This is a genomic window from Burkholderia sp. AU45251, from assembly GCF_030482905.1.
Classification (GTDB): domain Bacteria; phylum Pseudomonadota; class Gammaproteobacteria; order Burkholderiales; family Burkholderiaceae; genus Burkholderia; species Burkholderia aenigmatica.
The window spans coordinates 641,414-659,048 of record NZ_JAUJQH010000001.1; the positions used below are offsets into that span (position 1 = coordinate 641,414).

Annotated in this window: 15 protein-coding genes and 2 pseudogenes; 2 read left to right on the forward strand and 15 right to left on the reverse strand. The window is 67.0% G+C overall.

All coding sequences use genetic code 11. From position 1 onward, the window contains the following. Positions 1-18 precede the first annotated feature (18 nt). The 10 genes and pseudogenes from QZM67_RS02820 to QZM67_RS02860 form a co-directional block, all read right to left on the reverse strand. The gene (locus QZM67_RS02820) at positions 19-1,107 is read right to left on the reverse strand and encodes a nitronate monooxygenase family protein (protein ID WP_301800676.1); all 1,089 of its coding nucleotides are present in this window, start codon (positions 1,105-1,107) and stop codon (positions 19-21) included. Beyond that, the gene (locus tag QZM67_RS02825) at positions 1,104-2,036 is read right to left on the reverse strand and encodes an enoyl-CoA hydratase (protein WP_301800677.1); all 933 of its coding nucleotides are present in this window, start codon (positions 2,034-2,036) and stop codon (positions 1,104-1,106) included. Before QZM67_RS02825 ends, QZM67_RS02820 begins: the two co-directional genes overlap by 4 nt. An 8-nt stretch (positions 2,037-2,044) precedes the next feature. Further along, positions 2,045-2,842: a CoA-transferase subunit beta gene (locus QZM67_RS02830; protein WP_301800679.1), complete on the reverse strand. Its 798-nt coding sequence runs from the start codon at positions 2,840-2,842 to the stop codon at positions 2,045-2,047. Between the two features lie 11 nt (positions 2,843-2,853). Next, the gene (locus QZM67_RS02835; RefSeq protein WP_301800682.1) at positions 2,854-3,747 is read right to left on the reverse strand and encodes a CoA transferase subunit A; all 894 of its coding nucleotides are present in this window, start codon (positions 3,745-3,747) and stop codon (positions 2,854-2,856) included. 9 nt (positions 3,748-3,756) lie between these two features. Then, on the reverse strand, positions 3,757-4,653 hold the full coding sequence (locus QZM67_RS02840; protein ID WP_301800684.1) for a VOC family protein: 897 nt from the start codon (positions 4,651-4,653) through the stop codon (positions 3,757-3,759). Positions 4,654-5,010: 357 nt separating this feature from the next. After that, a complete protein-coding gene (locus QZM67_RS02845; protein ID WP_301800686.1) occupies positions 5,011-5,808 on the reverse strand; it encodes an FkbM family methyltransferase in 798 nt (265 codons plus the stop codon). A 115-nt stretch (positions 5,809-5,923) separates the two neighbouring features. After that, positions 5,924-6,064: pseudogene (locus tag QZM67_RS02850) on the reverse strand (VapC toxin family PIN domain ribonuclease); the annotation flags it as partial. Between the two features lie 38 nt (positions 6,065-6,102). After that, positions 6,103-7,659, reverse strand: coding sequence for a glycosyl hydrolase family 28-related protein (locus QZM67_RS02855; RefSeq protein WP_301800688.1), 1,557 nt, complete (start codon positions 7,657-7,659; stop codon positions 6,103-6,105). Between the two features lie 552 nt (positions 7,660-8,211). Then, positions 8,212-8,332, reverse strand: a pseudogene (locus QZM67_RS39875) (DNA-binding protein); the annotation flags it as partial. Positions 8,333-8,713: 381 nt separating this feature from the next. After that, the gene (locus tag QZM67_RS02860; RefSeq protein WP_367620415.1) at positions 8,714-9,391 is read right to left on the reverse strand and encodes a hypothetical protein; all 678 of its coding nucleotides are present in this window, start codon (positions 9,389-9,391) and stop codon (positions 8,714-8,716) included. Positions 9,392-9,590: 199 nt separating this feature from the next. Here QZM67_RS02860 and QZM67_RS02865 point away from each other — a divergent pair, with 199 nt between their 5' ends. Together QZM67_RS02865 and QZM67_RS02870 are read left to right on the forward strand one after the other, a co-directional pair. After that, positions 9,591-10,088: a hypothetical protein gene (locus QZM67_RS02865; RefSeq protein WP_301800692.1), complete on the forward strand. Its 498-nt coding sequence runs from the start codon at positions 9,591-9,593 to the stop codon at positions 10,086-10,088. 276 nt (positions 10,089-10,364) lie between these two features. Next, a complete protein-coding gene (locus QZM67_RS02870; protein WP_301800694.1) occupies positions 10,365-11,684 on the forward strand; it encodes a WD40 repeat domain-containing protein in 1,320 nt (439 codons plus the stop codon). Between the two features lie 174 nt (positions 11,685-11,858). Here the strand turns inward: QZM67_RS02870 and QZM67_RS02875 are convergent, their stop codons facing one another. The 5 genes from QZM67_RS02875 to QZM67_RS02895 are packed head-to-tail and all read right to left on the reverse strand — an operon-like array spanning position 11,859 to position 17,632. Beyond that, on the reverse strand, positions 11,859-12,632 hold the full coding sequence (locus tag QZM67_RS02875) for an SDR family NAD(P)-dependent oxidoreductase (RefSeq protein WP_301800695.1): 774 nt from the start codon (positions 12,630-12,632) through the stop codon (positions 11,859-11,861). A 32-nt stretch (positions 12,633-12,664) separates the two neighbouring features. Next, positions 12,665-14,251: a FadD3 family acyl-CoA ligase gene (locus QZM67_RS02880; protein WP_301800696.1), complete on the reverse strand. Its 1,587-nt coding sequence runs from the start codon at positions 14,249-14,251 to the stop codon at positions 12,665-12,667. A 40-nt stretch (positions 14,252-14,291) separates the two neighbouring features. Next, a complete protein-coding gene (locus QZM67_RS02885; RefSeq protein ID WP_301800698.1) occupies positions 14,292-15,341 on the reverse strand; it encodes a ferredoxin--NADP reductase in 1,050 nt (349 codons plus the stop codon). Positions 15,342-15,356: 15 nt separating this feature from the next. Then, a complete protein-coding gene (locus tag QZM67_RS02890; RefSeq protein ID WP_122949524.1) occupies positions 15,357-15,875 on the reverse strand; it encodes a flavin reductase family protein in 519 nt (172 codons plus the stop codon). Then, the gene (locus tag QZM67_RS02895) at positions 15,872-17,632 is read right to left on the reverse strand and encodes an FAD-dependent oxidoreductase (RefSeq protein ID WP_301800699.1); all 1,761 of its coding nucleotides are present in this window, start codon (positions 17,630-17,632) and stop codon (positions 15,872-15,874) included. The genes QZM67_RS02890 and QZM67_RS02895 overlap by 4 nt, the downstream gene beginning before the upstream one ends. Positions 17,633-17,635 lie beyond the last annotated feature (3 nt).

Genomic DNA, 17,635 nt, shown 5'->3' on the forward strand with positions numbered 1-17,635 from the left:
GCCTCCCTGTGATGTTTTTTACGCAGCCTGTGCCGCTGCCGCGCCGCGCAATACGGCCAGCGCATCGAGCCGCTCGCCCGCTTCCGCGACGATCCGCGCGATCAACGCATCGCATGATTCGATCGCGCCGATCATCGCGGCCGCCTGGCCGCTCGGCAGCACGCCTTCGTCGGGGCGCCCCTCGACGATCGCGCGCTGGATCAGGAACGGCGCGTTCGCGGCCATCAGCGTCTGGCTCGCCGTGTAGTCCTGCGAACGCAGCGCCTTGATCGCGAGGCCGAGCATGTCGCCCGTGCTCAGCCCGTTCTGCCGCCGCCACGCTTCGGCTGTCTTCAACGCGAACCACGTGCGGCGCAGCGGGCCGAAGCGTTCGAGCTTCAGCAGATACGGGTTGTCGATCATCCGTTGCGGCAGCCCGTCGAGCGCGTCCGACACGCGAATGCGCGCCGGGTCGCCGACCGCGACGTAGCGTTCGAGCGTCTCGCGCGGCACCGGCGATTCGGCGCTCATCAGGAAGCGCGTGCCCATCGCGATGCCGGCCGCGCCGTAAGCCAGCGCGGCAGCCAGCCCGCGCCCGTCGAAGAAGCCGCCGGCCGCGACGACCGGCACCCGCACCGCGTCGAGCACCTTCGGCAGCAGCAGCGTGGTCGGCACCGCGCCCGTGTGGCCGCCGCCTTCCGCGCCCTGCACGGTGACGATGTCCGCGCCGAGCTCGACCGCCTTCGCCGCATGCTTCGGCGCGCCGACGGTCGGCATGCAGACGATTCCGGCGTCCTTGAAGCGGCGGATCGTCTTCGCGTCGGGCCCCCGGCCGTAGCTGACGGCGCGCAGCCGGTGCTTGATCGCCAGCTCGACGACCTGTTGCGCGTTCTTCTGGAACATGTGGAAGTTGATGCCGAACGGCTGGTCGGTCAGCGACTTCACTTTCAGGATCTCGGCCTCGACCTGCTCCGGTTCGAGCGTCGCGCCAGCCAGGAAGCCGAAGCCACCCGCGTTACCGGTGGCCGCGACGAGCTGTGCATCGGCCACCCAGCCCATCGCGGTCTGCACGATCGGGTAACGGCAGCCGAGCAGGTCGCACAAGGGCGTATGCAGCGTCGTGCTCATGCGGCGGCTCCGTTGACGGCGGCCGGTGCCGGTGCCGGCGCCTGCGCGTCGCTGCGGTCCGCGCCGTTCGGCTGGCGCTGCGAGCTGGCCATCTTGCGGGCGTCGTATCCGCCGAGGCGGTCGCCGCTCACCAGCTCGTTGTGCGCATGCGCGAAGTGATGCCACGCGAACGCCGCATCCATCGCCGCGCGCTTGCCCTGCAGTTCCTCGACGTGGTTCAGCGCCTGCTTGGTCAGCGTGAGCCCGAGGCGCGGCATCGTCGCGATCTTCGCGGCAATTGCGTAGGTCGCGTCGCGCAGCCGCTCGCGCGGCACGACGCGGTTGACCATCCCCATCTGGTACGCGCGTTCCGCCGGCATCCGCTCGCCGAGGAACAGGAATTCCTTCGCGATGCGCGGGTTCAGTTCGTAGGCGTGCGCGAAATACTCGACACCCGGAATCCCCATCCGCACGACCGGGTCCGCGAAAAACGCATCCTCCGACGCGACGATCAGGTCGCACACCCATGCGAGCATCAGCCCGCCGGCAATGCATGCGCCCTGCACCATCGCGATGGTCGGCTTCGGCAGTTCGCGCCAGCGCCGGCACATCCCGAGGTACACCTCCTGCTCGCGGGCATAGAGGAATTCGCCGCCTTCCTTGTCGACGTGGTCGTACCACAGCGATGCGCGCTCGAACGACTCGTGGATGTCGCGGCCCGGCGTGCCGATGTCGTGGCCCGCCGAGAAATGCTTGCCGGCGCCCGCGAGCACGATCGCCTTCACCGCGTCGTCGTGCGCGGCGCGCCGGAATGCCGCGTCGAGCGCGTAGGTCATCTTCGAGTTCTGCGCGTTGTGGTACTCGGGGCGGTTCATCGTGATCGTCGCGATGCCGCCTTCGACCGCGTAGTCGACGACACCGTCGCCGAAGGTCACCTGGGTCGCTTCCATGTCTGACCTCATCCCCGGCGCGGCGCCGGATTGTTGCGCACGATCGTCGCGCGCAGGTTGTGCGGATCGAGCGAGCGGACGATGCGCAGATCGTCGGCGTTCGGCGCGGCCGTCGTGCCGAGGTCCGGTGCGGCGACCAGCGGGAAGCCCGTCGCGTCCTGCACCTCGTCGAAGCTCACGCCCGGATGCAGCGAGCGCACGCGGATCGCATGGTCGGGCCCGCCGAAATCCATCACGCACAGGTCGGTGACGATGCTGCGCAGGTCGACGAAGGTCTTCATCCCGGGCAGCCGGCGCGCCGGGTTGTAGCCGACCGTGCACACCATGTCGACTTCGTGTTCGACGAACGTGCGCTTGCCGTGGCCGCTGACGAAGAACGAGTTCGCGTGGTTCGTCGTGTTGCCGGGGAAGCCGCGTGCACCGAGCAGTTGGGTTTTCGGGCGGGCGTAGTCGTCGCCGAGCCACGAGATGTTGGCCTGGCCGAAGCGGTCGATCTGCGTCGGCATCACGAGCGCATGGCGGCGGCCGTGCCACAGGCAGTCGAACACGCGCTCGTAGGTCATCCAGCCGCTTGCCTTCACGCGATAGCCGTCGGGACGCGGCCCTAGCGGCACCGGCTCCTCGACGAGATACGCTTCGCCGTCGGTCAGCATCAGCCCGTTGTTATATGCAAGGCGCGCGAGGCCGGCCGCGAGCCTCGGGCCCGTGCCGATGCCGGTCGCCAGCACTTCGCCGTCATCGCGCCAGAGCCGCGCGGACGCGACGATCATCAGTTCCGCGAGGGAATGGTCGAGAGATTCGCTCACAAGGCGCTCCTTTACAGAATCGGCAACGGCAGCGTCGTCACGTGCGACAGCCCGCCGACGCCTTCGAGGTACTGGCGTTCGTCCTGGCCGACCACGTCGCGCAGGTACGCCGCCGTCTTCGCGTCGTCTTCCGCGCTCGTGCAGTACGCGCGCAGGTGCGGCAGGTCCCAGCCGTAGGCCGGCCCGCACGAGGTCGGGTGCGCGCCGCCCGGCGCGTGCACGACGCCGGTGACGAGCGAGCGCTCGAACGGGTTGCGTTTGGCGGCGTCGAGGTCGTCGCTCGCGAGCGACGCGTCGACCGTTTCCGCCGACACGTAGCAGCGCTGCGCCGCACGGGCCATCCACGCGTCGAAGAACGGATCGGGACCGTCGATGCGTGTGTTGCCCATCCGGTCGGCCGCGTTCACGTGCAGCAGTGCGACGTCGAGTTCGATCGCGGGCATCGCGAGCAGCGTCTCGCCGTCGTCGTACGGCGATTGCACCGTGCGCAATTGCGGTGCGTGATCGAGCAGCGCGGTGCCGAGCCCGGCGCGCGTCGGCAGGAACGGCAGGCGTGCGGCGGCCGCGCGCAGGCCGAGCTGCAGCATGCCTTCGTCGAGTTCGAGCACGTCGACGCGGCCCTGTTCGCGGGCGCGGCGGAAATGCGGTTCGAGCGGAATCACGTCGAGCGACACGAAGCCGAACACCACCTTGCGCACCTTTCCGGCCGCGCAAAGCAGGCCGACATCGGCGCCGCCGTACGCGACGATCGTCAGGTCCTTCAGGTTCGAGCGCGCGATCTCGCGCACCAGCGCCATCGGCTTGCGCCGCGGCCCCCATCCGCCGATGCTGATCGTCATGCCGTCGGCGAGTTGCGCGACCACGTCGCGCGCGGACATCGTCTTGTCGAGAGGTTTCATCGTCATCGTGCTGGCTTACCGGTATCCGATGCTGAAGTCGTGGCCCCACTGGCTCACCTGGGTGGCCTCGAACACCGCGTGCTGCGACCAGTCGACCGTGAGGCCGCCGAAGCCGTATTCGAGATCGAAGCCGCCGGGGGTCTTCATGTAGAACGAGATCATCTGGTCGTTGCAGTGACGGCCGAGCGTCGCGGACAGCTTCACGTCGTGGGCAGCCACGCGATCCAGCGCGCGGCCCACCTCGTCCATCGAGTCGACTTCGGCCATCACGTGCACGCAGCCCGACGGCACGGCCATCTCGAACAGCGCGAGGCTGTGATGGCGCGCGTTGCGGCAATGCATGAAATGGATGCGCTTCTCCGGCTCGGCCGGATCGGGCGTGAACTTCACGCGGTAGATGTCGGACAGCTCGAAGCCGAGCACGCCGCGCACGAACGCGTCGGTCGCGTCGAACTGCGGCGCCGGCAGCACCGCGTGGCCGAGCCCCATGTCGCCGGTGACGAAGCGCGGCACGCCGAGCGGCGACACGAAGCGGCGGAAGTCGCAGCGCGGCCCCCAGTAGAGTTCGTGGCGGTTGCCGGACGGGTCGGTGCACCACGCCATCGCCTGCACGCGGCGCAACGCGGCTTCGTCGCGGGTGGCGCGCACGGGTTCGACACCCGCGCGCTGCAGTGCCGCAAGCGCGGCGTCGAACGCGGCGCCGTCGGGCAGTTCCCAGCCCGACGCGAAATAGCGGTCGGCCTGGCCGGGGACGATCACGTAGCGGAGATCGCGTTCGTCCATCTTCAGGTACAACGCGCCGTCGGACGCGTCGATCGCCTGCATGCCCAGCACGTCCTCCGCATAGCGGCGCCACGCGTCGACGCGGGTCGCTTCGACGACCACATAGCCGAGTGCACGGACATCGATCATGTCGGCCTCCTCCTCGTTCAGAATCCGTTGTTCGTGAAAGGATTCTGGCCGGTCGGGGATGGCGTCACATCGTCTGTTGGGACGAGAGGCAGCGGGGAACGGGAGGTTCGCGAAAGCCCGGCGGGACGACGCGGGCATGCGGGAGGGCCGGGAAAACCCGGACGGGTTGCCGTCGGGTTGTTGCCGGGTTGTGCCGGATTCTTGCGAACCGGAAACGGGATCAGTTCATCGACCGTCTGCCCCGCGCATTCGCAGCGGCAGGAAGGTCATCACGCGCACGCCGGTGCGGCCTTCGATACGCATCCGGCGGTCGACACGGGGAGCCGGGGCGCTATGCCCCGATCCCCGCGCTGCGGTTCACGCCGGCGCGAACCGCACGCGCCGCCACGTATCCGGATCGATGCACACGCCTTCGTTGTCCGGCGTCACTTCGACGAGCCCGTGCATTTCGCCGCGTTCGCGTGGAATGCACACGAGGTCGAACGACCAGATGCCGTCGAACACGTTCTCCGGATTGCCGAGGAAGTTGAGGCGGTTGAACACGGGCGTGATGAAATACCAGACGCGGTAGTCGAGCGCCGCGAAGCGCTCGAGAAACGCCTTCGAGCTGTCACCCGTGTAGTGATTCAAGTATTCCAGATAGACGATCGGACGATGCCGGCGGAGTGTGTCGCCCGCGCCGCGGATCAGGTTCGGCTCGAAACCTTCGACGTCCGCCTTCAGGAAATCGACCCGCGGCAAGTCGAGCGAGTCGAGTGTGCGCAGCGGTACCGGTTCGGTGTCGCGATTCGTGCCGAGCAGCGACGACGCGCCGAAGTTGTTCGGCGAACGCGGATCGAAGACCGGGAACGGCACCGAGCCTTCCGCATCGCCGACCGCGCACTGCAGCGCGCGGACGTTCAACCGCTGGTTCAGCGCGAGATTCGCACAGAGCAACTGGAACGTATGACGCTGCGGCTCGAGCGCGTACACCGCGCCGCGCTCCCCGACCGCCCGGGACAGCATCACCGTGTGCGAGCCGAGATTCGCGCCGGCCTCGACGACCGTGTCGCCTTCGCGGACCATCTGCGCGAAGAGGAACGACTCGGGCTCGGACCACTCGCCGTACAACGACAGGCTGCGCCCCACAAATTCATCATTCGAATTGAACAGCATCGTGCCGTATCGGCATCGTTGTTGTGCGTAAGGCGTCATCGCGTCCCCGTTCGTTTTGATTGGTTTTCCGCGCGATTATACGGGGTAAAAAAAACGGTTCGGACAGGCCGCGCGGCTAGTCGAACGGATTCGGCAACCGCACGCCGGTGTGCGAGAAATCGTCGACGTTGCGCGTGACCACGGTGGTGAGATCGTTGATCAGCGCGGCGGCCGCGATCGGTTTGTCGAGTTCGTGCGTTGGATCGGGCACGCGCAGCCAAGCGCGAAACCCGCAAGGATCCTCTTCAGCGTGGCTCAATACCCCTCGACCTTGAAAGAGAACGTGAGCGCGGTATGCGGCGATCCCGACGTGATCGTCACAGCCTTGTTCGTCGCCGACACCCAAAATGGAACCGCAGCCGTCGTTGGCGTAGCCTGAACGCTGACGACGGCATGCGGAAACCCTGCCGTCCGGTTGCCTTGATAGGTGGGGAATGTGAATGAACCACTCGTCGCGCCCGCCGGGATCGTGATCTGCCCGGCCTGCGTGATCTTTCCCGAATTGTCGACCTGGACATATCCGGGTGGGCTCTTCGTGAAATAGAACTGCCTCATCCCGGCCGGCGCATTGTCCTCACTCCACCAGAGCGTCGACCCGGGATCGACCGTCGGCATCGCTTGCGAGTTCTCGGCGTCGTACCAGACGATATTGTTTCCCACCGCAGGATAGGCGAGCGGCTTGCCGGACGCGTCAACCCCCTGCGAATAAACGCCGCCCTGGTTGCCGTGCTGGCTGCCCCCCGTGCCAACCAGATAGAACGTGTTGTGACGCGTATTGGCATACGGCGACGTATTCGAGCCATTCAGCACGAGCCCTTTTGCTGTTCCATCCTTCGCGTTGTATAGATTGATCACGTCAAACCGTTCGCTGTCGTCGCCATTCAGCACGATACCGGGCGAATTGAAATAAACGGCTTGAATCAGGAAGAAGTGATTCCAGCAGGCATTGTGATCGTAAGCACTGTGCGTGATGAGCGCCGACCCGTCAGTCGGCAGCGTTTGATACCCGGAAATATTGTAGAAAATGTTTCCCGTGACGTCCGAGTTCTCCGTTGCCGCCGGCGAAATGTCCGTCTGCACAAAAGCGGTAGCCCAGTGGGCTGCACGAATGTCGTAAGTCCCGTACCGGGCTGAAATCAGATTGACAGCGATACCGCCACGGGAATTGTTGCCGTCCCAGAAGATCCCCATGACGCTGTTGTCTTCTGTCTTCTGATCGCCGGACGGGGCGATCGTCAGCGCAGTGCCGCCCCGCGGGCCGACCCAGCGATTGATCGTCGTCGCGTTGATCTTCGGCGCATTGTCGTTGTATCCACCCCCTCCAGAACCGATCAGCTTGACGGCCGGACAGTTGATCGTCACGTTGTGGTCCCAGAGATATGTGCCCGGCGGCTCATACACCGTCTTCTGCGACGGCGACGCACACGCGTAGTTGATCGCATTCTGAATCGCCGTCGCGCTCGGTCGTGTGCCGGTCGGGTCCGCACCGAATGCGATCACCGAAATTTTCTGTTCCCGCAGAATCGCCTGCAACGCGCGATCGCTTTCGCCCACCCCACCGAAATTGAACAGTAACGACGGATTCGATGCAGACGCCGCAAGCGATGTGAACTTGCCAGAAGCCGGACGAGCACTCCCGATCGTCGCGCCGTTGATCGCACCGCCCTGGATCGAGGCCGTCCGCAACGCATCGTTAAGCTGCGTTGCAGTCAGAAGCTGCCCAGGCACACCCTGTGCATACGCTGAATCGAACACTGCCGCTGCAACCAGGAGGCCTGCGATGCTGCGAAGCCTCGTGCGGAAAATTTTCATGCTTGTTGCACTCCTTGTTACGAGCCGCTCGGTGCCGCTCAAACGGCACCCTGCATTGCTTGAATGGTTGTTCCCGTGTTCACCTGCTTTATCCCGGCGACCAACCCATCGCGTCCCGACCGACGATGACACCGGATTGCCACACTTTGTTCCGCAACGCATTCACGGAAAACTGACTGTTGCCGTTTTCACCGAGGCCAATCGTCTTCCCTCCGTCGCCGACGTGTCGTTGTCGTTCGACATGAATCAGGCATTCGGGAATGCGATCGGGAGAAGCGCGGAACGAGGTGAAACGCGTTCGAATCGTCCGCCGACATCGACGTGGAAACGGCCGAATTCAAAACCGGGCGGAGCGGCTCGATGCCGATCTTCGAGGCGCTATCGCGTAAGTTCCATGAAGACGTGATGCGAAGGCGCTACTCGGCCACATGTCGGACACGTCGGCCGAAAGCTATGCAGATGCGCGAGGCGTCACGACGATTCAGGTGAAGGTGAGTTCTAGACGAATTCTGAACAGATTCAGAACATGCCCTTGTGCGCCAACGGTTTCCGGCCGAGCGCAGCGGCCGGAATGGCCCGATGTTCAGCCTCCGCACGCCTGCCCATTGGCCGCAGCCTGCTCGCGCGGGCGCTGAACGATATCGTCCACGTTACGCACCAGTAGATTTGCCATGATTCCCTCCATCCAGGCTGATATCAATGATAGTGCCATGACACCCGTTGCAATCACGGCTATCACCACCATTGGCGGAGAGAGGACGGTGGTTGGCGTCGGCGAACGGCAACGGGGCGCATGAATCCTTTCGACATGCGCAGCTCGCCCGACACGTCGAACCGCTGGGTGCAAGGCAAGCCGGATCGGTCCGGCGGGAAAGACGGCCGATCAGCCAGTCGTCCCATCCGTTGAAGGCACGCGCAAACCGCCGCCGCGCGTCGCGCTCGCGACGGTCGTCAACTGCCCACCTTGCCGGCACCCGTTGTCCCGCCCGTATCGGCGCTGCCGGCCATCCCCCGCCCGGCACACGCAACGGGAGCGCAACGGGAGCGCAACCGCTCAGAACCGATACGAAATCCCGATCTGCAAAACCGGATACCACCGATAGCGCGACATCACCTGCCGCAGCGAATCCAGCCCGCTCGAGACCAGAACCTGGCTCTTCGCCGGCCCGGCCGCGGCGGCCAGTTCCGGCGACAGCGTGTACGAACATTTCGGGATCCCGTACGCAACGCCGAGATCGGCGACGAATCCCAGCCCTTTCGACGCCGGCCGATGCCCGTAGCCGATCCCGACGTACGGCATCACGGTCGGATAGCGCGCTTCCGCCACCGCATACATCCCCGGCATTGCCGGATAGCGCTTGCCGCCGAACACATAGGTGCCGTTGGTCGGCACCGATACGCCGCGGATATCGTCGTCGTTGAAGCGCATCCCGAGCGTCGCCCGAAAGCCGCTGCCGCGCCACGGAAAGATGTCCGCGTACAAGCCGCCCTGGCGCAGCTTCAGGTCGTCCTGATAGCGATTGCCCGCCACCGTGAAGTCATGCGAAAGATCGATCGCATTGAAGTCCGCATGCGCCCCCAGGATCGAATTGAAGCTCACGGCCGCGCCGATACCGACGCCCTGCGTGCCGCCCTGCAGGTAGATCTCCTGCGCATGCGCGCTCGCGGCGCACATCACCGCGACCGCTGCCCATTGGTTCACCGTCATTTTCACGGGCGCCTCCCCCGACATGTGCCGGGCGCGCCTCGCCAACGCATGCGGCCTGCGCCGCCCTGCGTGATGCGAACCCCGACACGACACCTTGCAAGCACGCTTGCTGTTCTACGGATCGGGCACGCGTTGCCCCGTGCACATGGCCGATACGACATGCGCGGCAGGTGCGCCACCCCACGCGGCGCCCGCGGCCCGATCCGATTCCCCGATTGTTTCGATGTCGTTGCATGCCGACGATGCGTTCATCGTTGTTGCCCATTTCGTTTGCACCGGCGGCACCGGGTCAACCGCAAAGCGCGTGCCATGCGGCGCAAACCGATGCGGGACAAGCGTCACCGCAAAACACGGAAGGTCGCGCGGGCTGCAACAGGAGGAAATGTTTCAGGCGCGCATCCATATTCGGCGGTCGATGCCGGGACACGCGATCCGCCGCGCCGCGCATCGGTGCCGCAACGCGTGCCGAACGAGGCGGGACGGCCTTCAGCGCATGCGTGTCGTCGTTGTCGTCGAACGCGTGCGGCGCAATGCATTGAAGAATGCGTTGCAAGAATGTGACCTCGCGCCGGTCGCGCGCGAGGCCGATGTGCGATCGCGCGTGGCGATGCAGGGTGAATACCGATGCGTGCGCATCCATCTTGTCCGCGCCGTGCACCGGGGAGATAAGCGAGCCGAAACGATGGGCGGGAACCGGTCGACAGATCGACCCGTGTCGTAAACGATTTCAAGAGCGGGAAAGACAGGTAATGTCGGCGCCGATGAAGCTCGATACGGGAGCGCAATCGCTCGACCACGCATTTCCGCACCCCGCTACACCCCATACCCGGGCCGAGAGCGTGCCCTGGGCAAGTCCATCGAATTGAATGTCACGGCATGACGGTAGAATCGGCCGGCGCATGTCGCAACGGGCCACGCCGGTTGTCCGAATGGCTGAACCCGTCTACAAAAAACCAACGGCGTCGAACCAACGCCGATCCAATCCGAGAGAAACCGAATGAACCAGGACGAAGCGCAAGCGCTATGGCAACACCGCGTGCTCGACTACGCCGAAGAGATCAACCGTTACGTGGCAACCGGGCTCGCCAAAGGCTGGGACGAGGCCGGCGATGCCCCCGAATTCGCGAACAGCGACGACCTGCTGCCTGCCTTGCTGGCATCGCTTCGCGAAGCCAATGCGTCCTCCGAGCGAAAGGACATCCGGGCACAATGGCCGCTCGCGCATGAACCGTTGATGCCGTTGCTGGAGGAAAACGCGCAGAGCATTGCGGCCGTGCTCGCGCTGCGTGACGGTGGCATCCTCGTGCGCCTCGGTGCAACGTACGAACCTGGCAAGGTTCTGCATATCGACGGCGACACGATCACCGACATCCCGGACGTCCTCTTCTTCGGCCGCTGCCCGCGCCGGCGTTTCTTCGCCGTCGCACGCGAGCAAGGCGTCGAGGTGACGGACGGCTGGCAAGGGCCGCGTGTTGCATGGTGCCCCTGGCCGACGGGCCAGGAAGGCGTACCGGAGGGGTTCGACGTCCCGCCGCGCGAAACGCACCCGAAGCCGACCCGGCTCATCCCGTTTCCGGACGGCAAGCGCGTGCTGCTGGTCTCCGCCGACGGCACATACGTTCTGGACGAACAACGCGCGCATTTGCTCCTGCCGACCCAAGAGCAAATGCAGGAGCATTTCGACTGGCTCCGCAAGAACTATCCGGACGACGCGCCCGACGTGTCGCTCGACATGGAGCACGGCGCGCTGTCTTCGGACGGATCGCTCATTGCAGTCGGTGCGCAGGACGGCGAGCATCGGGTATTCGACGCCCGCTTGCAATGCATCGCGACAGTCGGCCCGCACGGCGAGTATCCGCACCATGCCGTGTTCAGCGCCGACGGCAGCGTGCTCGCGCTGAACGCCTGCCACTTTTACAACGGCGCAACGATCGGCGTACAGGTCGACAAGCTTCCCGGGCTGCACTCGGATTTCTACGAGGACGCAGACGGCGTAAAAGTGATCGAGGGCAACGCACGCGTCTACGCGTCTGCCGCGCGTCGCGACGAATTCATCCTCGGCGATGCCGGCGGCTATCTGCGCGCGGTCGACACGGACGGCAACGCCCGTTGGCAACATTTCGTCGGCTCGACGATCTGCGACATGGATCTATCGGACGACGGCCGAACGCTCGTCGTCTCGACCTGTGCGGGCTACGTGTCGATTATCGAACTGGATGCCGGGCGGCAGCAGCCATACCAGATCGGCAACGGCATGCATCTCGAACGCCGGCGCTGGCTGTTCTGGAAAACGGAGCCGGCACCGCTGGCGTGGTGATCGCGACCCTCGGGTTTCCCCGCGTCGACGCTGACACGAAGCGGTCTGTCACTGAAATACGCAAGCCGACATGACGGGCACACGATGCCTGCTCCTCGCTCATGGGGCAGGCATCGCTGCAGCGCCCTATCGGAATCGCGGGCGCGCACTGCCTTGCCCGCAGCACCTCAACCGTCACAGCCCATACCCGCCTGACACATTCAACTGCTGCCCGGTAATGTAATTGGCCCGGTCCGACGCCAGGAACACCGCCGCCCGCCCGACGTCGTGCGCCTTCCCCCAGCGCTTGAGCGCGAGCATCTTCTGCGTTTCGTCGATCCACGCCTGGTCGAACTGTCCCTGTTCGAGCAGCACCGGAAACATCCCGGCCTCGATCACGCCGACCAGGATCGAATTCGCGCGAATGTCGTAACGCCCCTCCTCGCGTGCCAGCCCCTTGACCAGCGCCTCGTTCGCCGCCTTCGGCGCGACCGACAGCCCGTCTCGGTCGGGCCAGCGCAGGTGCCCGGCCGACCCGAGCGTCACGAACGATCCGCCGCCCGACGCGCGGAAGTGCGGCAGCGCGGCTTTCGCCGCCACGAAGAAGCCGATCGTCTCGACGTCGATCGCGCGGCGCCAATCGTCGTGCGTCATGTCGCCGATATGACGCTGGTTCACGAACGGCCCGGCCGCCCAGACGACCGTGTGCACGCGGCCGTGCGCGCCGATTGCAGCCGCGAGCGCCGCGTCGACCTGGGCGGAATCGGTCACGTCCACGCAGTGCGTGGTGGCCGCGACGCCTGCGCCGCGAATGTCGCGCGCGACGCGCTCGGCCACGTCCGCCTTGCTGCGGTAGCCCACCGCGACCGGCACGCCGGCGCGCGCAAACTCGAGCGCAACCCCCTGCCCGATCCCGCCACTGCCGCCGAACACCAGCACCGCGCCCGGCGGAAACCCGTTGTCGTTCATGCGTTCATCCCGTTCGTGTGTCGCGGCGGCGCTCAGGCCGCCGCCTCGATCCCCGTCCGCAGACGGTACTTCAGCACCTTCCCGGCCGCGCTCGTCGGCAGTTGCTCGACGAACGTGAAATGCCGCGGCACCTTGTAGTTCGCCATGTTGCGGCGCGCCCAGTCGTTCAGTTCGCCGGCGTCCGCATGCGCGCCCGGCCGCAGCACGACATACGCGTGCCCGACTTCGCCGAGCCGCGTATCGGGCACGCCGACCAGCGCCACCTGCGCGATCGCCGGGTGCGCGGCGAGCAGCCGCTCGATCTCGGCCGGATAGCAGTTGAAGCCGCCGACGATGAACATGTCCTTGATGCGGTCGGTGATCTTCAGGTTGCCGTTCGCATCGACACAGCCGAGATCGCCCGTATGCAGCCAGCCGTCCGCATCGACGGTCTCGCGCGTTGCGTCCGGCTGGTTGAAGTAACCGCGCATCACGTTGTAGCCGCGCACCCAGATCTCGCCGGTCTCGTCCGGCCCGAGCGGCGCGCCGCCCGGCCCCGCGATGCGCAATTCGACATCCGGCATCGGGCGGCCAGACGTATAGGCGACCGTCTCCGCATCGTCGCCTTGACGGCACAGCGTCGCGAAACCGCACGATTCGGTCAGCCCGTAGCCGGTCAGCACCGTCTCGAAGCCGAGCTCCGCGCGCATCCGCTCGATCAGGCTCGGCGCGATCGCCGCCGCGCCCGTGACCGCGATCCGCAGCGACGACAGGTCGCGCGTCGCGCGATCGGATGCGTCGAGCAGCGCGTAGTACAGCGTCGGCGGGCCGGGCAGCACCGAGATGCGGTCGTCGGCGACGCGCCGCAGCACGTCGGCCGGCTGGAACACGAGGTGCGGCAGCACGGTCGCACCGCTCGCCAGCGCGGCGAGCCAGCCGGCCTTGTAGCCGAACGTATGGAAGAACGGATTGACGATCAGGTAGCGGTCGTCGGGCCGCACGCCGGCGATTGCCGCCCATGCCTGCGCAGCGCGCAGGTTCTGGCCGTGCGCGGTCATCACGCCCTTCGGGCGGCCCGTCGTGCCGGACGTGAACATCAGATCCATCACGGTGTCGGGCGTCACCTGGGCCTCGCGTTCGCGCACCGCGGCCAGCGGCACGTCGGCGCCACGCGCGAGGAACGCGCTCCAGGTTTCGTCGCTCACGCCTGAAGGCGGCTCGCCATCGAACACGACGACGCGCTCGAGCGTCGCGGGCCGGTGCGGCGCGAGCATCGCCGGGTAGGATTCGCCGAGGAAGGTGCCGCAGCAGAACAGCAGCCGTGCACCGCCGTCGTGCAGAATGCCGCCCACCTCCATCCCTTTCATCCGCGTATTGACCGGCACGAGGATCGCGCCGACGGTGTGGATCGCCAGCGCCGCGACGATCCATTGCGGCAGGTTCGGCGCCCACACCGCGATGCGGTCGCCGGCCGCGATGCCGCTCGCGAGCAGCGCGCGGGCCGCGTCGACGCGTGCCGCGTCGAGTTCCGCGTAAGTCAGCCGGCCATGCGCCGATTCGATCGCCGGATGCGCGCCGTGGCGCGCGGCTGCCCGTGCGATCAGCGCGGGCGTGGTCAGGATTTCGTTGTCCATCGTCATAGGCATCAGGTGGCCGTGCGCGCCGCCGGCGCGCCACGGCTCAGTCGGGAAACACCACGCGCAGCGCGTCACTCGCAGGCCGTGCACAACAGGCGAGCGTCCAGCCGGCCGCGATCTCGTCGGCGTCGAGGACGTGGTTGCTGTCGAGCGCCACCTCGCCGCGCTCGATCCGGCACATGCACGCGCCGCATTGCCCCATCCGGCACGAATTCGGCGCCGGCACGCCCGCGCGCAGCATCGCGTCGAGCAGCGTTTCGCCGGGCGCGCTGTCGAACGCGAACGCGTCGCCGTCGAGCACCGTCTCGATCGCCGCGCCGTCGCCGGACGCTGCGGCCCCCGCTGCGCTCGACGTAGCCGTATCAGCAGCCTGTGCCGGCGCATCGGGCAGCGACGCAAAACGCTCCACATGCACGCGCGAACGCGGCAATCCAAGGCCGAGCATCGCGGCCAGCGCATTCTCCATGAACAGCGCCGGCCCGCAGATGAAGGTCTCCTGCTGGCTGAACGGCCGCGCGAGTTCCTCGAGATGGCGCTGCTGCGGGATGCCCTGCACGCTGTCGAGCCAGTGGATCACGCGCATGCGGCCCGGGTGGCGCTGCGCGAGCTGCTGCAGTTCGTCGCGAAAAATCACCGAGCGTTCGTCGCGGTTCGCATAGATCAGCGTCAGCATCCCGCGTCCGTGCACGAGCGCCGATTTCAGGATCGACAGCACCGGCGTGATGCCGCTGCCGCCCGCGAACAGCAGCAGGTCGCCATCGAGCGTGCGCGGCGTGAACACGCCGGCCGGCGGCAGCACGTCGAGCGCGTCGCCTGCCTTCACACGGTCGCACAGCCAGTTCGATGCGCGGCCGTCGCGCACGCGCTTGACGGTGATCTTCGGCGCGGCGTCGATGCCGGGCGCGCTCGACAGCGAGTAGCAGCGCGCGACGGTCGCATCCGCACAGGGCACGTTCAGCGTCAGGAACTGACCGGGCCGGTATGCGAATGCATCACGCAACGCGGCCGGCACGTCGAACACGAACGAGCACGCGTCGTCGCTTTCGGCAATCACGTCGGCCACGGTCAGCCGATGGAAGCGCGAATCGCTCATGGCCGGCTCCTCACGTCACGCGGCCGCACGGGCCAGCGGCGCGCCGGGCGTCGTGTACGCACCGTCGAGGTAGACGAGCGGATCGACGTCGCCGCTCATCAGCACCTCGCGAATGCGGCCGATGAACACCGTATGCGTGCCGTATTCGAACCGGCCGTCCTGCTCGCACACGAGGTTCGCCTGCGCGTCGCGCAGATACGGCACGCCGTGCGCCGACGTGTGCCAGTCGCCGGTCGTGAAGCGCGCCTCGCCCTTCAGGCGGCCGCTGCAGTCGATCGCGATGCCTTCGTGGGCCGCCGACAACACGTTCACGCAGAACCCGGCGCCCGCGTCGAGCGGCGGATACAGCGACGCGCTGCGGTTGATGCAGATCAGCAGCGAAGGCGGATCGGTCGACAGCGAATCGACCGCCGTCGCGGACATCGAATAGCGCCGGCCGTCGTGCGCGCTGCTGATGACCGTGACGGAGCGCGCGAGGCGACGCATCGCGAGCAGCATGTCGGTACGCAGCGGATGGGTGGTGAGATCGCTCATGATCGGACTCCGTCAAGTTCAGTCGTGGATGGCCGGGCGGGCTGGCCGCCGGCGTCGGCTGCGCGAGCAGCCAGGTGGTCGGCGGCGAGATACCCGAAGGTCATCGCCGGACCGAGCGTCGAGCCCGCGCCGGGGTAGCTCGCGCCCATCATCGATGCGCTGGTGTTGCCGATCGCATAGAGGCCATCGATCGGCTCACCGTCGGCGCGCAGCACGCGGGCGTGCTCGTCGGTGACGAGCCCGCCCTTCGTGCCGATGTCGCCCGCGTCGATCCGCACCGCGTAGAACGGCGCCTGGTCGACCGGCCCGAGGCACGGGTTCGGCTGGTTCTGCGGGTCGCCGTAGTACGTGTCGAACAGGTTGTCGCCCTTGCCGAACGCTTCGTCGATCCCGGTGACCGCATAGCGCGCCATGTCGCGCAGCGTGTCGTGCAGGCCGGCCGCGTCGACGCCGATGCGCGCGGCGAGCGCGTCGATCGTGTCGGCTTTCACGAGCACGTCGCGAAACGCGGCGGGAATCTTCGTATCGGGCATCATCGATGCCGGCATGATCGGCCCGCACGGATACTTGCGGCGAAACCGTGCGTCGAACACCATCCACGCCGGCACGCTCGCACCGGTATGTGCGTGGTCGCGATACATCGCCGGCACGAATTCGGAATACGGCGCGGCTTCGTTGACGAAGCGCTTGCCGAGGCGGTTCACGATCACGCAACCCGGCAGGTTGCGTTCGACGAACAGCGCGCGCTGCTTCTCCTCGCCCGCGACGCCGACCGTCGGCGCGCCCCATACGTGCGCCATCAGCGCCAGCGCGCCGCCGAGCCGGTGGCCTTCGGCGATCGCGTCGCCGGTATTGGCCGGCGGCGTCGCACTCCACCGCGCCTGCGTCGGCTGCGGCAGGTAGCGCTCGCGCATCGGCTGGTTGCGCTCGAAACCGCCCGCGCCGAGGATCACGCCGCGTCGCGCGGTAATCGTCACGGGCTGTCCGAAGCGCTGCGCGCGCACGCCCGTCACGCGGCCGCCCACGTCGAGCAGGTCGCGCATCGGCGTGTCGAGCCAAATGGGCACGTTGCGGTCGAGCAGCGCGCGGCGCAGCCCGCCGATCAGCGCATTGCCGAGCGTCAGGCGCCGGTCGCGCCGCGTGCGGCGGCGCATCCCGATATCGAGCCAGTAGCGGCCGAACTGCGCGATCGCGAGCTTCATGAAGCCGGGCCCGCGCGAGAACAGCGTGTGCGCTTCCTTCGACGTCACCGCGACGCGCCCGCCGATCAGCGTGCCCGGCGACGGCGGCCGCAGCCGGTCGAACTCGTCGCCGAGCAGCCCGCCGTCGAACGGCAGCGGATCGAGCGCGCGGTAGCCCGGCATCGCGCCCGGCACCTTCTGGAAATAGTCCGCGTACTTCGGCAGCGACTGGTAACGTACCGGCGTCTTCGATTCCAGGTAGCGCAGCATCTCCGGCGCGCGGTCGAGATACGCGTCGATTTTCTCGGGCGTCGATTCGCCGGCCACGCACGCTTCGATGTAGCCGCGCGCGGCCTCGCGCGAATCGGTCGCGCCCAGCTCGGCGATAAGGTGGTTGCACGGCACCCAGATGCCGCCGCCCGACACGGCCGACGTGCCGCCGTACAGCGCCGTCTTCTCGATCACGACGACGGACAGGCCGCGATCGGCCGCGCGGCACGCGGCGAGCAGCGCGCCCGCGCCCGAGCCGACCACCACCACGTCGAACACGTATTGCTGTGCTTGCGGGTCGTTCATCGC

Coding starts and splice junctions, on each gene's coding strand:
- QZM67_RS02820 (WP_301800676.1), bottom strand. CDS start 1,107: ATGAGCACGACGCTGCATACGCCCTTGTGCGACCTGCTCGGCTGCCGT.
- QZM67_RS02825 (WP_301800677.1), bottom strand. CDS start 2,036: ATGGAAGCGACCCAGGTGACCTTCGGCGACGGTGTCGTCGACTACGCG.
- QZM67_RS02835 (WP_301800682.1), bottom strand. CDS start 3,747: ATGACGATGAAACCTCTCGACAAGACGATGTCCGCGCGCGACGTGGTC.
- QZM67_RS02840 (WP_301800684.1), bottom strand. CDS start 4,653: ATGATCGATGTCCGTGCACTCGGCTATGTGGTCGTCGAAGCGACCCGC.
- QZM67_RS02845 (WP_301800686.1), bottom strand. CDS start 5,808: ATGCTGTTCAATTCGAATGATGAATTTGTGGGGCGCAGCCTGTCGTTG.
- QZM67_RS02855 (WP_301800688.1), bottom strand. CDS start 7,659: ATGAAAATTTTCCGCACGAGGCTTCGCAGCATCGCAGGCCTCCTGGTT.
- QZM67_RS02860 (WP_367620415.1), bottom strand. CDS start 9,391: ATGTCGGGGGAGGCGCCCGTGAAAATGACGGTGAACCAATGGGCAGCG.
- QZM67_RS02865 (WP_301800692.1), top strand. CDS start 9,591: ATGTCGTTGCATGCCGACGATGCGTTCATCGTTGTTGCCCATTTCGTT.
- QZM67_RS02870 (WP_301800694.1), top strand. CDS start 10,365: ATGAACCAGGACGAAGCGCAAGCGCTATGGCAACACCGCGTGCTCGAC.
- QZM67_RS02875 (WP_301800695.1), bottom strand. CDS start 12,632: ATGAACGACAACGGGTTTCCGCCGGGCGCGGTGCTGGTGTTCGGCGGC.
- QZM67_RS02880 (WP_301800696.1), bottom strand. CDS start 14,251: ATGACGATGGACAACGAAATCCTGACCACGCCCGCGCTGATCGCACGG.
- QZM67_RS02885 (WP_301800698.1), bottom strand. CDS start 15,341: ATGAGCGATTCGCGCTTCCATCGGCTGACCGTGGCCGACGTGATTGCC.
- QZM67_RS02890 (WP_122949524.1), bottom strand. CDS start 15,875: ATGAGCGATCTCACCACCCATCCGCTGCGTACCGACATGCTGCTCGCG.
- QZM67_RS02895 (WP_301800699.1), bottom strand. CDS start 17,632: ATGAACGACCCGCAAGCACAGCAATACGTGTTCGACGTGGTGGTGGTC.